This is a genomic window from Leptolyngbya subtilissima AS-A7 (genome assembly GCF_039962255.1).
Taxonomy (GTDB): Bacteria; Cyanobacteriota; Cyanobacteriia; order Phormidesmidales; family Phormidesmidaceae; genus Nodosilinea.
In genome coordinates this window covers 209,478-223,965 of sequence record NZ_JAMPKY010000005.1, presented here as the reverse complement: position 1 = coordinate 223,965, position 14,488 = coordinate 209,478, and the positions used below count along the sequence as shown (strand labels likewise).

15 protein-coding genes are annotated in these 14,488 nt (G+C 56.3%); 9 read left to right on the top strand and 6 right to left on the bottom strand.

What is annotated here, in order from left to right:
* Nucleotides 1-46 precede the first annotated feature (46 nt).
* Nucleotides 47-355 carry a hypothetical protein gene (locus tag NC979_RS12680; RefSeq protein WP_190521854.1) on the top strand — a complete coding sequence of 103 codons (309 nt, stop codon included), beginning with the start codon at nucleotides 47-49 and terminating at the stop codon, nucleotides 353-355.
* Between the two features lie 237 nt (nucleotides 356-592).
* Here NC979_RS12680 and deoC read toward each other — a convergent pair whose 3' ends face one another.
* Nucleotides 593-1,303 (bottom strand): deoxyribose-phosphate aldolase, encoded by a 711-nt coding sequence (gene deoC, locus NC979_RS12675; RefSeq protein WP_190521852.1) that lies wholly within the window; start codon nucleotides 1,301-1,303, stop codon nucleotides 593-595.
* A gap of 721 nt (nucleotides 1,304-2,024) precedes the next feature.
* Here deoC and NC979_RS12670 point away from each other — a divergent pair.
* The 6 genes from NC979_RS12670 to NC979_RS12645 all read left to right on the top strand — a co-directional run bounded on the left by NC979_RS12670 (nucleotide 2,025) and on the right by NC979_RS12645 (nucleotide 5,456).
* The gene (locus tag NC979_RS12670; RefSeq protein ID WP_190521850.1) at nucleotides 2,025-2,579 is read left to right on the top strand and encodes a protoglobin domain-containing protein; all 555 of its coding nucleotides are present in this window, start codon (nucleotides 2,025-2,027) and stop codon (nucleotides 2,577-2,579) included.
* 78 nt (nucleotides 2,580-2,657) lie between these two features.
* Nucleotides 2,658-3,029, top strand: a complete 372-nt coding sequence (locus NC979_RS12665) for a roadblock/LC7 domain-containing protein (protein ID WP_073608058.1) — start codon at nucleotides 2,658-2,660, stop codon at nucleotides 3,027-3,029.
* 149 nt (nucleotides 3,030-3,178) lie between these two features.
* Nucleotides 3,179-3,727 (top strand): GTP-binding protein, encoded by a 549-nt coding sequence (locus tag NC979_RS12660; RefSeq protein WP_190521848.1) that lies wholly within the window; start codon nucleotides 3,179-3,181, stop codon nucleotides 3,725-3,727.
* A gap of 169 nt (nucleotides 3,728-3,896) precedes the next feature.
* Nucleotides 3,897-4,772 (top strand): DUF4388 domain-containing protein, encoded by an 876-nt coding sequence (locus NC979_RS12655; protein WP_190521846.1) that lies wholly within the window; start codon nucleotides 3,897-3,899, stop codon nucleotides 4,770-4,772.
* A 2-nt stretch (nucleotides 4,773-4,774) separates the two neighbouring features.
* The gene (locus NC979_RS12650; RefSeq protein ID WP_190521844.1) at nucleotides 4,775-4,975 is read left to right on the top strand and encodes a hypothetical protein; all 201 of its coding nucleotides are present in this window, start codon (nucleotides 4,775-4,777) and stop codon (nucleotides 4,973-4,975) included.
* Between the two features lie 49 nt (nucleotides 4,976-5,024).
* Entirely contained in the window at nucleotides 5,025-5,456 is a 432-nt protein-coding gene (locus NC979_RS12645) for a bacteriohemerythrin (protein ID WP_190521842.1), read from the top strand.
* 126 nt (nucleotides 5,457-5,582) lie between these two features.
* On the opposite strand, the gene NC979_RS12640 is transcribed toward NC979_RS12645, so the two are convergent.
* The 4 genes from NC979_RS12640 to menB all read right to left on the bottom strand — a co-directional run bounded on the left by NC979_RS12640 (nucleotide 5,583) and on the right by menB (nucleotide 11,575).
* The gene (locus NC979_RS12640; protein ID WP_190521840.1) at nucleotides 5,583-8,831 is read right to left on the bottom strand and encodes a beta strand repeat-containing protein; all 3,249 of its coding nucleotides are present in this window, start codon (nucleotides 8,829-8,831) and stop codon (nucleotides 5,583-5,585) included.
* 157 nt (nucleotides 8,832-8,988) lie between these two features.
* Entirely contained in the window at nucleotides 8,989-9,879 is an 891-nt protein-coding gene (locus tag NC979_RS12635) for a mechanosensitive ion channel family protein (protein WP_190521838.1), read from the bottom strand.
* 89 nt (nucleotides 9,880-9,968) lie between these two features.
* A complete protein-coding gene (locus tag NC979_RS12630; RefSeq protein WP_242024129.1) occupies nucleotides 9,969-10,703 on the bottom strand; it encodes a DUF4336 domain-containing protein in 735 nt (244 codons plus the stop codon).
* Between the two features lie 38 nt (nucleotides 10,704-10,741).
* On the bottom strand, nucleotides 10,742-11,575 hold the full coding sequence (gene menB / locus NC979_RS12625; protein WP_190521836.1) for a 1,4-dihydroxy-2-naphthoyl-CoA synthase: 834 nt from the start codon (nucleotides 11,573-11,575) through the stop codon (nucleotides 10,742-10,744).
* Between the two features lie 256 nt (nucleotides 11,576-11,831).
* On the opposite strand from menB, the gene NC979_RS12620 reads away from it, so the two are divergent.
* Complete coding sequence (locus NC979_RS12620) at nucleotides 11,832-12,908, top strand: glutathione S-transferase family protein (protein WP_431191061.1); 1,077 nt, start codon at nucleotides 11,832-11,834, stop codon at nucleotides 12,906-12,908.
* A gap of 83 nt (nucleotides 12,909-12,991) precedes the next feature.
* Nucleotides 12,992-13,429, top strand: coding sequence for a hypothetical protein (locus tag NC979_RS12615; protein WP_190521834.1), 438 nt, complete (start codon nucleotides 12,992-12,994; stop codon nucleotides 13,427-13,429).
* Between the two features lie 102 nt (nucleotides 13,430-13,531).
* Here NC979_RS12615 and NC979_RS12610 read toward each other — a convergent pair whose 3' ends face one another.
* The gene (locus NC979_RS12610) at nucleotides 13,532-14,296 is read right to left on the bottom strand and encodes a hypothetical protein (protein WP_190521832.1); all 765 of its coding nucleotides are present in this window, start codon (nucleotides 14,294-14,296) and stop codon (nucleotides 13,532-13,534) included.
* Nucleotides 14,297-14,488: the final 192 nt, after the last annotated feature.

The following is a 14,488-nucleotide window of genomic DNA, read 5'->3' as shown; positions in this document are numbered from 1 at the left end:
ACTACCATGAATCCTCAGCCGTTTTCCAATTAGGTATATACCTCTCATGAACCGCAATTTAGAGACTTCTGGGGCGCAGTACCCATCCTTGTTCGATCGCATCTTTCGCGACGGCGAAGGCAACCTGGTTATCGCTCAACCGCCAAACTTACCAATTCTAGTGGCAGTGACGGCAACTGTTTTACAAGCCGTTCTTCCCGATGGCCCATTGCAAACCACCGTTGAACTGGTGGCCTTTGGCACCTGGTTCACTTGGGCCTGGCTAGAACTGTTCACTGGGGTAAACTACTTCCGCCAGTCCCTTGGGCTAATCACGTTGATTGGCTTGATTGCCCTCAAGCTCAACTTGGGATAGTAGACTGCCAGGCTAGAGATCGCCAGTTAAGGGGGGTGCAGGGTTTAAGGTGCAAGGCAAACCTTAAGCCGTATACCTTATACCAAATCGCCTTGGGAAGCCCCAGTTCAAAACAGAGATCTCGTAGGGGCATTGCAGTGCAATGCCCCTACAAACCGGGTGTAACCAAATAGGATTTGGTATTAAACCCTGAACCCTAAACGGCTCCTGTCACAATCAGCTTTGTCAAGTAGTAGCCTAAGGGCGATCAGCGCCATCCCCCTCACCAGCTGGCTCCTCTTGCTGCTGCCGCATTAGATCGACCCCGCGCGAGGTGCCTAGGCGGGTTGCCCCTACCTGCACCAGGGCCACCGCTTGGGCGGCCGTGCCAATGCCGCCAGAGGCTTTAATGCCCACCTGGCCTTGGGTCAGTTCCCACAGCTGGCGCACAACTTCGACGGTAGCGCCCCCCTGCCAGCCGGTACTGGTCTTTAAGAATGAAACCCCAGCATCCATACAAACTTCGGCAGCGAGAGCGATTTCTGGTGGGGTAAGCACGGCGGTTTCGAGAATGGCTTTGACCAGCAGACCCGTCTCTTCACAAATAGTGGCAATTTCTCGGTGAATGGCATCGGTATTGCCCGTTTTCAGCCACCCCAAGTTAATTACAACATCAAGCTCGTCGGCTCCCCGCTCAGCCGCTTCCTGAGCCTCGTAAAGCTTAGTGCCTGAGGTCGTTGCCCCGGTGGGAAAGCCAATTACCGTACAGACCTTCACCTTAGTATTGTGCAGAAGCTCCACGGCCTGGGGCACATAGCAGGGGGCAATGCAAACCGAGGCAAACCCGTAGCGATCGCCCTCAGCACACCATTGGGCCACCTGCTCAGCCGTAGTCGTAGGGCTAAGCAAAGAGTGGTCGATATAGGGCGCCAGATCTACCCCGTCATCTGCCGTTGGTCGTCGGGCCATGGGTCTAACTGCCTTTAGGTGCCGAAAATTGGTTGGGCTAGCGAGCGCTGCGGCCTTTAGCGAAGGGTAGCTGGTTGCCCATCTGAGCTATGGTGCTGCGATCGCATCTCACTATATAGCCTTCTGACAGCAGATCAGGACTCAACTGCCCGCCTACGCCATGCTGTTTGAAGAAATGTATCACCAATTTCCGCAATCTTACGCAGTCTGCAGTTGAGCAGACCAAGCCTTTTCTTTATATAGCTTAATGCTGTTGACAAATGGTCCCGGTTTAGAGATCGCTAACCAAGGAAGAGCCCGTAGTTCAAATCAGAGTTTTCTGAGAAAAAGCAATCTTTATCTATAAATACATCTATAAGTACAAAATCCAGTTGCACGATCCTGAAATAAACAATTTAGGGGTTCCTAAAGTGCAATCGCTTAAACATTAGCTTTAGCATTACTTTACTGATATTAACAGTCTCAGTGTTGTTTAAGTCAGTTACAACACTTTACTTATGTGGATGGGTTGCTGACACTGCCTTTAAGCAATAAGGGTGTTCCCCGTCTCAAAAAATACCCGCCAAAGTTGTGATTAAAGTTCAAACAAACGGTCATGTTTTGAACTCTCTACAAAATCTCTAAGATTCAAAATCTTAGGTATTCACGCCATGTTGATTCCTAGGGCTAAAGCGATAAAACAAGGATGTTGAAACAAAGTCCTACTTTAAGGATTCGCCAAATGAGCCTTGAGCCCAATGAGTTTATGTCTAAGATGGTGTCGCGCATTGGCCTCACTGCCGACGACCGTAAAGTACTTCAATCCACAGCTGATTGGGGTTTAGAAATTGCCCCCGAAATGGCCGACTATTTCTATGATTATTTAGGTCGCGATGCCGAAATGAGCACCATTCTCAATGAGTCTGAGGGCAGAATTCATCGGCTGCGCGAAACCTTTGTGGCCTGGTTCCACGAAATGTTCACCGGCATGGATAACTGGGGCGATGCCTACGCCGAGCGGCGCTGGCGCATTGGTTTAATTCACGTGCGCATTGGCATTGGCCCCCAGCACGTGGTGCCTGCCATGGCCGTGGTTGTGCATGAGGCCAGCAAGCGCGCCCTGGCAGACGGCAAAGATGAGCAGCTGCGCGATGCCCTAGCCAAAATTTGCATGGTAGATCTGGCCTTTATTGAGCAAGCCTATATCGAAGTTTCTTCGGCAGCGGTGCTGAAAGAAACAGGTTGGTCTGAGGGTCTCTTTAGACGACTTGTTGCAACCGGCGCTGGGGCAATGTAGCGCTCAGCCACACGCTTTTTCTTCAGCTTAATTCAATTTAATTCACTTCATTTTTCCTAACCAAAGAGAGAACTAACCATGGCTATTAGCACCGAAAAACTCACCAACATTTTGCAGAGCTTTGTCACCTCTACCACCGACATTCAAGGGGCAGCAGTGGTCACTCCCGACGGTCTGCCTTTGGCGGCCAGCCTGCCTGGCGGCATGGATGAAGAACGGGTTTCAGCTATGTCGGCCGCCATGCTGTCCCTAGGCGATCGCATCGGCAGCGAGCTGGCCCGCGGCGGCATCGATCGCATTTTTGTCGAGGGCGACAAAGGCTACGGCATTCTCACCAGCTGCGGCGAAGACGCCGTGTTCCTGGTGCTGGCCGACAAAGCGGCCAAGCAAGGCCTGCTGATGCTCGAAATCAAGCGCACCCTAGCCGATCTGAAAGCCGTTTTGATGTAGCGCCCCACGGCGGAGAGCACGCCCCCTTCAAAAAGGGGGTTTAGGGGGGATCTTTCACCATTGCTAGTCCCCAGACTTGCTCTGAACGCTCGTATTTGTGGTGTGCCCCCACGACGTTTCACCTTATTCTTCATTGCCTCCGCCCACCCATGGAAATCATGCGTTTAGTGGTCACCGGCCCTGTGGGGGCCGGCAAGTCCACCTTCATTCGATCCGTCAGCGAAATTGAGGTGGTAGACACCGATCGCCGCGCCACCGACGACACCCTGCTGATCAAAAAGCGCACCACCGTTGCCTTCGACTTTGGTCGCCTCCAGTTTGGCCCCGACATGGCCCTGCACCTCTACGGCACCCCCGGCCAGTCGCGCTTCGACTTTATGTGGGACATTCTGATTCAAAAGGCCCACGCCTACATTTTGCTAGTAGCGGCCCATCGACCCCACGAGTTTCGAGAAGCTCGCCGCATCATGACCTTCATGAAGCAGCGATCGCCCGCGCCCATGATCATCGGCCTTACCCACACCGACTGTTCCGGTGCCTGGGATGCCGCCAACATTGCCCTGGCCCTTGGCTACCCCGACCCCGCTCGCCGTCCGCCTATAGTTGCCGTCAACGCCAACGAAACTGCATCGGTGGCCCAGGCAGTGATTTCCCTAGTGCAGTTTACCTGGGCGGGCAGCTTAGCCCCTACGACCTAGAGCCTGCCAATGCAACGCCATTGAAATTCATTTAAACATGCGGGATTTACGGATGCGGCGTTGAAGCTAGCGGTACAAACCGTCAACTCCCCAGGCCCAACCCCACTCTTTTACTTCCCCACTTCCAACTTCCAACCCACTCACTCGCCCGCAGAAAGGGATAACACCCATGACTGTCACTGGATACCTCGCCGATTTCTCTTTGCCCGAACTGTTTCAGCTAGTAGAACAGGGCAATAAAACCGGCCTGTTAACAATCTGCACCCTAAGCGACCCCACCACCGTTGCTCGCCACAACCACCACATCTGGCTGAGTCAGGGGCAAATTGTTGCCGCTGGCAACAGCCTCGACCAGCAGGGCCTGATGCGGCTAATTGCCCAGCGGGGCTGGATGGGCGATCGCGCCGTCTCCCGGCTGGCCCAAACCTGCCAAATTCACACCCCCTTGGGCCTGTGCCTCAAAAACCAGGGCGTGCTCACTGCCGAACAGCTCAAACTGCTGTTTTACACCCAGGTAATGCGTCAGGTGTGCGCCCTGTTTGCCCTTCCCGACGGCTGGTTTCAGTTTGACCCCAAAGCCCCGCTGCCCGTCTCCGAAATGACCGGCCTGATCGCCACCGCTACCGATGTCACCCTGTCTGGGCTGCGCGCGCTCAAAGACTGGGACGCCCTCGACGAAAAACTGCCCGACCCCTCCTCAGCCTTAATCAGCGTGGTCGAGAGCAAGCCCAGCCTGCGCCTCAACCCGAATGAATGGCAGGTGTGGGAGTTTACCAACGGCACCATGGCCATCAAGGATATTGCCCAGCAGCTTAACCTACCCGTGGCTAAGGCCCAGCAGATTGCCTTTCGTCTGATTGTCACTGGCCTGGCTGAAGAGATGCCGATGGTAGCCGCCCCACCCCCCGCCGCCTTCGACCTCGCTGCCTCAACCCCGCTAGAGCAAGGGTTTGCCACCAGCGTCACTGCCGATACTGCGGGTGCCGCCCCGGTCAGCCAGTCTTTTTTGCAAAACCTCGTCGGATTTCTCAAAGGCAAGGTGTAGCCATGACCCACGATGCCCTGCGACTCCTCCAAGGCTTTCTCGGCCTGCTCAAGCTGGCCGACCTGCTTACCAGCCTCCCGGGCCTAGCCGTCATGCTCTGGCTTTGGCTCTATCACACCCTGTCCTACGACAGTGCCCTTGCCCTCTGGCTCCTCGCCCTGCTTCCCCTCTTAGAACTGAGCCGCCAGGAAGTAAACGAGTAACGCTCCGTCACCCCCAATTACCTCACCTTACTTAACCCCCTGACCCGCCATGGAAAACATTGCCCTCCAGCCTTTCACTTGGAACGACTCCCTCAGCACCGGCGTGCCGATGATTGACGCCCACCACAAAGAGCTGATTGCCGCTGTCAACGATCTAGGACTGGCGATCGCCCACCACAAAGGCAGCACCGCCATTAAAAAGCTCTTCGCCTTTCTTAAGTTCTACGCTGAGTGGCACTTTGAGCATGAAGAAGCCTGCGCCGCCAAACACAAGTGCCCCATTGCCGAAGTCAACCAGCAGGCCCACGCCACCTTTATCGAGAACTTTGGCCAACTGCACGATCGCTACAAAGCCAGCGACGCCAACGAGGCGGTCGCCATCGAAATTTATCAGCAGCTGGCCGACTGGCTGACCAGCCACATTCTCAAAATCGACACCAACATTGGCCGCTGCATTCGCAGTGCAACCCAAGGGGCATAAGCCCGGCGTTGCTGAATTGAGCAATGAGTCTGTAAATGCGATGTCCTCTCGTCGCTCTCCAAAGTCCCCCAGAAGTGGAGGACTTTGAGTTGTTTCCCCCAGAATGGGGGCTTAGCTGCGGCTCCCTCAGGGGCAGGGAGGATTGCCCTGGCTACCGGTGGTGGCCCCAGCGTTGTTGATCTGGGTAAAGGTGCCGTTGTTCAACTGATTGAGCTGGGCCAAATCGACCACTTGCAGCGTACTATTTGCCCCAACGAACAGGTTGGCGTCGAGATTGGTAGTAGCAATGCTCTGGTTGTTGGTGATTTGGGCACAGAGGGGTTGAGCTGATTCGCTACCGAGTTCTACGGCGTGATTGCCCGACTCCTGAATTTGGTTGCCCACCACGGTGAGCGTGGAAAAACGACTGGTGCCATCGGCGAAGCCAAAGATGCCGTTATTGCCAACTGTTTGGGTTTGGTTGTTGACGAGAGCAGCTCGGTCGATGGTGCCACCATCCGTGGCAAAGAGGCTCAGGCCATCTTGGGCAACTTGGCTAACTCGGTTGCTATCAGCGGTGACGGTGGCGAGCTGCCCCCCCGTTGCAGCAAAGGCGACGATGCCGTCTGTGCCGATGGTTTCGAGGGTGTTGTCGCTAATTTGCGTAGCCGAGATCTGCCCCTGGTTGAGCGCCAAAACCTGAATACCGGCTTGGTCAATGGTTTGGAGCTGGTTGCCGGTAATAGTGTTCTGGCTGATTTGGCTTTGGCCCTCGGTCAGCACAAAAATGCCGTCGCCGTCGATCGCATTGAGCTGGTTACCGCTAATGCGAGCTGTACCCACCTGACTTTGACCGCTGGCAATTAGCTCAATACCGGCAGCGCCCACCCCAGTTAATTGGTTGCCATTTACGGTAGCAGTTCCGATGCGGCTGCCCTGAGCAGACAGGATGAGAATGCCATTGGCTGCGATCGCAGTGGCCGAACCCTCGCTGCCTATCTCCGTGTTGGTAACCGCTAGGGATTGGATTTGGCCACCACTATTAGCTAGCACCAACACTCCATTTTCACTAGCCTGCTGAATGTCGCCGCCATTGAGAGTGACGGTGGCGATCTGGCCGCTATTATTGGCCAACACCAGCACTCCGTTTGCGCCAGCGCTGGCTACTTGGGGGGCGCTCAGCGTGGCGGCGGCAATTTGGGAACCACTGTCGGCAATTACAACCAGGCCATTGCTGTCGGCCTGGTTTACCGCTAGGTCATTGACCGTGACCGTCGCTAGGCTAGAGCCATTTTGGCCCAAAACCAGCAGGCCGTTGGCCCCAGCCGACTGAATCGCGACGGCGTCTAGAGTAGTGTCGGCCAGGGCGCTATTGGTGTCGGCCAGCACCAGCACCCCGTTGCTACCCACCTGGCCCAGGTTGCTCTGGCTGAGCATGAGTGGCCCCAAGCGACTGCCCTCAAAGGCCAGCACGGCCACTCCGTTTTCGGCGGTAGCCGCTAGCTGAAGTTGGGTCAGGTCAACGGGCCCCATGTAAGCGCCGTTTTCGGCCAGCAGCAGCACCCCGTTGGCTTGGCTTTGCTCCAGGGTGACGTCGGCGACAGTGGTAGCGGCGATGGTGCCACCGTCCTCCGCTAGTAGCAGCAGGCCATTGGTGCCGGTGGTGCCGAGGTCAAGCTGGCTGAGCGCTAGGTTGTCAATTTGGCCACCGGCACCGGCCAAAACTAATACGCCATTTTCTCCGGCGGCGGTGATCTGGGTTTGGGCGATCGCCACAGTTCCTACGCGGCTGTTGTCAGACAGCACGGCAATGCCGTTTTCGCCGGTGCTGCCGATGCGATTTTGGCTGAGTTGCAGACTGTTGATCTGGCTGCCGTCAGCGGCTCTCACCAACAGACCGTCGTCCGCCGCCCGATGAATGTCGTTGTTGCTGAGGTCAGCAGTGTCTACCGTCTGGCCTGAGATATTGAGCAAAATTCCGCTTTCGCTAGCATCCTGAATTTGGTTGCGGCGAACGATCAGGTTGCCGCTGACGTCATTCAGCAAAATGCCGTTGCGGGCCGACAGAACTTGGTTGTCTAAAATCGTTACTGACCTGACCCCCTGAGCCTGAATCCCGTCTTGACCAGGTTCTGGGGCCACAGCAAACCCCGACAGCAGACTGTCGTGACCCATAACCACGGTGCCGGGCACGTGGGGCAGCAGGCCGCTGCCCGATCCCGGCAGGGCCAAGGTGCCGATCTGGGTACGCAGGGGCTGAATGGGGCCGGTGGATAACACCTGCACCCCGGTGGGAATGGTGAAACCGCTGGCCAAACTGCCTGGCTGAACGTAAACGCGATCGCCGCTGTTGGCTACGCCTAACGCCGGATCGATCGCGCCATAGGGAGCGGCGGCGGTGCCATCGCCAGCGACATTGGAGCCCGGCTGCACATGGTAAAACCGATAGGCCTGGTTGGTATCAGGGTCGATCGCCGCCTGAACCCGGGCTTCGGCACCCAAGGTGATGCCCATGGTGCGTTGTATTGGTTGTCCTAGAGCCAGACCTGTCGCCGCCGTTTGGGGACCAGCTCCACCCCAGCTAAAGCCCGTTTGCAGCAGCACATTGGTCCCAAAATAGTCGTCGTGCTGCAAGCCCAGCCGCAGATTTAGACCCGAGGTGGGGCTGGCGGCCAGCCAGGCCCGACCTCCAAAAAAGCCCGGCTGGTCAGGAGGGCTGTAGTAGTAGAGTCCTCCATAGGCATTGAGCGTGCCTAGGGATCCTAAGGTGGCGATCGCCCCGCCCACGCTCACGTCTCCACCGGCCATAGCAACTTGCCGAGTCGTGGGCAGCAGTAGCTGATTGCCCTCAAAAAAGGGCGTGCTGAGCAAGCTGGTGGCGGTGCTGCGATCGCCTAGCGGCCAATAGACATTGCCCCGCAGCTCCCACCCATTGTTGATGTGTTCTAGGCCAGCCCCTGCCTGATAAAACGTTCCTCCCCCATGGGCCTGGGTATCGAGCCCGACGTATCCTCCGGTGAGACTGGTGCGATCGCCGCCCAGGGTGCGGTAGCCCAGCATCAGATTGCTGCCCAAAAAGCCAGCGGTATCCAGCCGCGCTCGGCCCTGCAAAAACAAAATCTGCTGTCCCGGCACTTGCCCTAGGGGCAAAAATCCTTCCAGGCTGCCGAAGTCCCGGCTTCCCCCGGTGGTCTCGAAGCTAATACCTGCCCAAGGCTGCACAGCCAGCGCCTCTGCCGGCGGTACCCCTGGCTCAGCCCAAGCCGGGCTAGCTAACAGGCAGGCTACAGCAGCCAAACTTCCTGCCCAGTGCTGCCGCTTCACGAAACCAAAGCTATTTTCAGTCGAGTTCAGTCTCAGCCTCAGCGTTTTGCTGTGCATTGGTTTTAGCGTCATCTTCCCGCGTGTGCTCTCTTATCTATCCCTTATCTACAAGGGCTAAGAACGGTCGCCCGTCCCGGCACATTAAAGAAATGACAAACCTTGCCTTAGATTTGTAGGCGTTGTCTGAGGACGCAGGAGCGCCGAACCGCTGGAGGAGCCTAGTTCTCGGCTACTGTTCTACGGAGTCGCCCTTTTCCAAGGGTTTGCTTTCGTTGAACTGAGTCTGATCGAACAGGTGTACCGTGCGAATTGGGTAGGGAATGGCAATACCGGCCTCGTCGCAGCCAGCCTTGAGAGCGATCGCCACCCGCGATTTAACCCGGCGCACTTCAGCAATCTGGGGCGTCGTCCAGTAGCGCAGCTTAAAGTCAATGGAACTTTCGCCAAAGCCCACCACATCGACTTCGGGCTCTGGGGCGCTGAGCACGCCATCGGTACGGGCAATGATATCTAGAAAAGTCTGCTTGGCCAGGGGCAGCGGAGTTGTGTAGTCAACCCCAATATCGAGGTCGGTGCGGCGGCTGCGAAAGGCAGTCAGCACCCGTACCGGGTTAGTAAACACGATCGCATTGGGAATTTCTACCAGCTCTCCGTTGTAGGTGCGTAGCTGGGTCGAGCGAATCTTGACCGACTCTACCGTGCCCTCATAGTCGCCCATCACCACCTGATCGCCCAAGCGAAAGGGCTCTTCCACCAGCAGCAAAATGCCCGCCAAAAAGTTCTTAAAGATGTCTTGAAAGGCAAAGCCGATCGCCACCGAACCCAAACCCAGCAGCCCAATAACGTCGCCCAATCGCAGATCCGGAAAGGCAATCACCGCCGCAATAATGATTCCCACCGCCCAGGTGCCAATGCGAGTGACTTGCACGGCCAGCAGTTGCAGCGATCGGCTGGGCACTAGGCGCTTGACCATTTTGCCCACCATCTTTTGGGTCACCTTGGCGGCATACCCTGTCAGCAGCAGTAGCACCAGCGCGATCGCCAGCCCCGGCAAGAGCTGAATAAACTGCCCCACCAAATCGAGCAGGCTGGTTTGAATGCGCTCAAGCAGAAGGTTCATGGGCAATAAAAGTCAATGACGACGGGCTTTTCGCAGCCTATCACCGAGGGGTGCGATCGTCATCTGCCCCAGTGGGCTTGCCTACCCCCTTAGGTAGACGTTGAGCTGCCCTGGAGTGAACACCCCAGAAATTGCTCGTACCCCCGCTGGAATTGCTGCTTGCCCCCCTGCTCAACAATGCTGCCGTGGGCCACAATTACCCGCTCAAAATCCCAGCGCAAAACCTGCTCAGCCGAAGCTTTGACTTTCTCCTTATCCCGAGTTGCAACTCGCTCTAACAACGACGGACTAAGGTTTTTGTAGCCGCCCCCAAGTTTAGTGACTAGCTGCGTCAGCCACGGAGAACTCTCGTCAAAACAAAAAGCCGTATCCGTCAAGATCAGCGTCCCGCTGGCAGCATGAAAGAACACCCATTCCTCAAGCGGATCTGGGCCACTGGGGCTAAGGGTTTTGAACCCATCAAAGAACAGACGCTCAATGCCTTCCCATGGACTGTTCGAGCCGTCGGATATAGCTTGGTCGATGGTTAGCTCTGGCTTTTTGGCGCTCAGCCCCGCCGTCGCCCAAACCGTTGCCGCTGGGTACGTCGCTTTGAACCCTGTGACAAATTGGTAGTGATACAGGTTAGGAGCAATGATATGCGTGACTGTTCCCAGCTTATTCAGTTCGTCTACCAACTCCTCGCTCACCTGAATGGGCGAAATAACTACCAGCTGATTGCCCACCAGCCTAATCACCGTCATACGAGTACCGATGCCCAGCCCAAAATATCGTAAGGGCTGCTCGGCCACCCAAAGATCCCGATCGATCGCTCTAAGCAACATTCGGCCTCACCCATCCACCCACTTACTCATCCACTCCCCTAGGGCAGCCAGGGATATTGGCGAAAATCGGGCTCTCGCTTTTCCAGAAATGCCTGCCTACCCTCAGAGCCTTCTTCGGTCATGTAGTAGAGCAGAGTGGCGTTGCCCGCCAGCTCTTGCAGCCCCGCCTGACCATCGCAGTCGGCGTTAAAGGCAGCCTTGAGGCAGCGAATAGCGATCGGGCTTTTTTGCAGAATTTCCTGCGCCCACTGTACGCCTTCGGCCTCGAGCTGATCCACCGGCACCACGCAGTTGACCATGCCCATATCGAGAGCTTCCTGGGCGCTATATTGGCGACAGAGGTACCAGATTTCGCGGGCTTTCTTTTGACCCACCATGCGAGATAGGTAGCTAGCTCCAAAGCCGCCGTCAAAACTGCCTACTTTAGGGCCAGTTTGGCCAAAAACAGCATTATCAGCAGCAATGGTGAGATCGCACACCACGTGCAGCACGTGGCCACCGCCGATCGCATAGCCCGCCACCAGCGCAATCACCACCTTGGGCATTGAGCGAATCAGCCGCTGCAAGTCGAGCACATTGAGTCGGGGCACACCGCCCTCATCCACATAGCCACCGTGGCCGCGCACGCTCTGATCGCCGCCAGAGCAAAAGGCGTATTTGCCGTCGGTGTGGGGGCCAGCCCCGGTCAGCAGCACCACGCCAATGCGGCTGTCTTCGCGGGCGTTAGAGAAAGCCTCATACAGCTCAACAATGGTTTTGGGGCGAAAGGCATTGCGCTTGTGGGGTCGATTGATGGTGATCTTAGCGATGCCATCAGCCTTTTGGTAAATGATGTCTTCGTAGGGCTTAACGTCTTGCCAGGCAACCTGCATAGGGAGCGAGTCCAGATAACACTGGTTTATAGCGTCTCACATCGGGGCGAAGCTATGCGATCGCCCTGAAAGCGACTCATGAGATGCCTGAGTTGGATTTCCTCCACCCCGTTTTAAGTGACTTCTTTGGCTCGATGAAGGCGGTTCTCAAAGTAACCAATGCCCTTGAATGCCGCTTAAGAACGTCGAAGCTGAGGTCAGTGTGGGAAAGCGGCTTTAAAGATGTGTTTAACCCTGAGACTTCTGCTTCCCAGCGATGGAGTTCTTTCTCACGCCAGAGGACGGCACGGGTGAAGCGCAGTATGCTGCAACCAGCAATGTGAAAAAACATAAAGGAAACTCTATGGGATTGGGCCTGCTTGTGAACGGTCAGTGGCAGAAAGAGCGCAGTCAAGAAGACGATAAAGGCCGCTTTGTACGACCCGAAACCGACTTTCACCATTTCACGAAGGCAGACGGCTCTAGCGAGTTTAAACCAGAGGCCGATCGCTACCACCTCTACGTCTCACTAGCCTGCCCCTGGGCACACCGCACGCTGATCATGCGCGAGCTGAAGGGGCTCACCGATGCGATTTCAGTATCGGTAGTGGATCCTTATATGGGTGAGGAAGGCTGGGCCTTTAGCGACTACCCCGGAGCAATTCCTGACGTGGTGAACGGGGCGCAGTATTTGCGAGAGATTTATGTCAAGGCCAAGCCTGACATTTCTGGCCGCGTGACGGTGCCTATTCTGTGGGATAAGCAGACCAACACCATTGTCAACAACGAGTCGCGCGAGATCATTCGCATGCTCGACACCGAGTGGAATGGGGTGGCCACCAACGACGTTGACCTCTACCCCGCCAATCTGCAAGACAAAATCGATAGCGCCATCGATGCGATCTATCAGCCCATCAACAATGGCGTCTATCGGGCCGGATTTGCCACCAAACAGTCGGCTTACGAAGAGGCGGTGACCGAGCTGTTCGACGCCCTCGACCATTGGGAAGGCGTGCTCGATCGCCAGCGCTACCTGTGCGGCGATCGCCTCACTGAGGCCGATATCTGCCTATTCACCACCCTCTATCGCTTCGATGCGGTCTACTACGTGCATTTCAAGTGCAACCTGCGCCGCATTGTCGATTACCCCAACCTGTGGGGCTACCTGCGCGATCTGTACCAGCAGCCCGCCTTTAAAAACACCTGCAATATGGACCACATTAAGCGCCATTACTACATGAGCCATCCTGGCGTGAACCCGCACCAGATCGTGCCTCTGGGGCCGGTGATCGACTTTGAGGAAAAGAGCGATCGCGCCAAGCGCTTTAGCTTGACCGCCGGTAGTGCCCGGTAGGGGCCAGTCCTAGGCCAAAACCGCCTTGCCGTTGCTGGGCAAAGAGTTTAGCCTGTGCAAAACGTAATTCAAACGGTGAAACAATGGATTTAATGGGTATAGTCAACCAGGCGATCGCCTCCTCCGATACCGAAGCTAACGGTAGCCTGATCGGCACGCTGCTGGGGAACCTCAACAACGCTCCGGTGGACAACAACAAAATTGGCGGCATCGCCAGCAGCCTGCAGGGTGTGCTGCAAGATAAAGGCAGAGGCAATCCGGGAGGGTTGATGGGGACGCTGAAAACCGTCGCCGCGACCGGTGCCGTGGATCGCTTGCTGGCCAATGAGCAGATTAGCGCGATCGCCCAGCGGGTCGGGGCCGATCCGGCCATGGTCAGAAGCTTGACCCCGCTGATCGCTCAATTTTTGGTCAAAGGGTCGAACAGCCAGGGCGGCGGACTGCTGCAAAAGGTGCTCTCCGGCGAGGTTGATCTGGGTCAAATGGCCGGGCTGATCGGCATGGCCAACAAATTTTTGTAGGGCGAGACTCCTCAACTCAGGCGTCTCGGCTGAGGGATCGGGTATCTGAGCTGGTGCCAGCGTTGGCGGCCTGTCAGATACCCGGTCCTTTTTAAGGTGCCGTTACGGTGCCAGGGTTTGCTGGAGGCGATCGCGCAGGGCCGCCAGGATTGACAGGTCAGCATCAACGCTCGATCGCCCATCGTATTGAAATGGGTTATCTAAATCGCGAATTAACAGCAGCAAATAGGTAAAGGCAGTAAACAGCAAGCACGACACCACTAGGGTTTCGCTAAAGCTGGCAGCCCCAATTAGCAGCAGGGCGCACAAGACTCCCACCAAAAATAGCTCTAGCAGCACGTAGGCCGGGCCGATAAAGTCGGTATCGCGATTGATGCCAATGTAAGCGAGCAGCAGGCGAATTTTGGCCTGTTCGGCCTGGGTGCGGCTGATGATGGGGCCACTGGTGTAGGGCAGCATCCCCACCAGGGAGACGTTGAGCTGGTCGAGGGCAGGAGCGATCGCAGCCTGGGGTTTTTCTTGCTCTAGCCAGTCGAGGGTGGCCTGCAAAATAGCCACCAGATTTTGAGTTAGGGGGATAGGGTCATACTCTCCGTTGGCCTTAGCCACCAATAAATTGCTGTCTTGAATGGCCTCGATGGCATTGGCCACCTGCACCGGCATATCGGCACTGGCCTTAAAGTCGCTTAAGGTGCCGTTGAGCACAAAGGCAATCACAAAAGTTGCCGCCCCAAATAGCGACCCAGTGAGGGGGTCAAAGGCCCACGGTTCCCAGTTCAAGCGGTGTACGGCCACCTTAGCCAGCCCGTACAGGCCCGTCAGCGGTAGCACCGTCAGCAATATTCGCCACTTCGTTGGCAACACCATGGTTGCGATCGCTCCTAGAGCAGCCCTCTACATAACCCTCAACCCATAGCTTGGGCTGTCGTTATGGTAAGCGCTGGGCTGAGACCTGGCCTACCCGGCGAATTATGCAAATCCTACATGTCGCTCATGCGATAAGAGGATGGCTTGCTACAAAGCGTAACCAAAAATACAAAACACGTTGCAAAGTTTGAA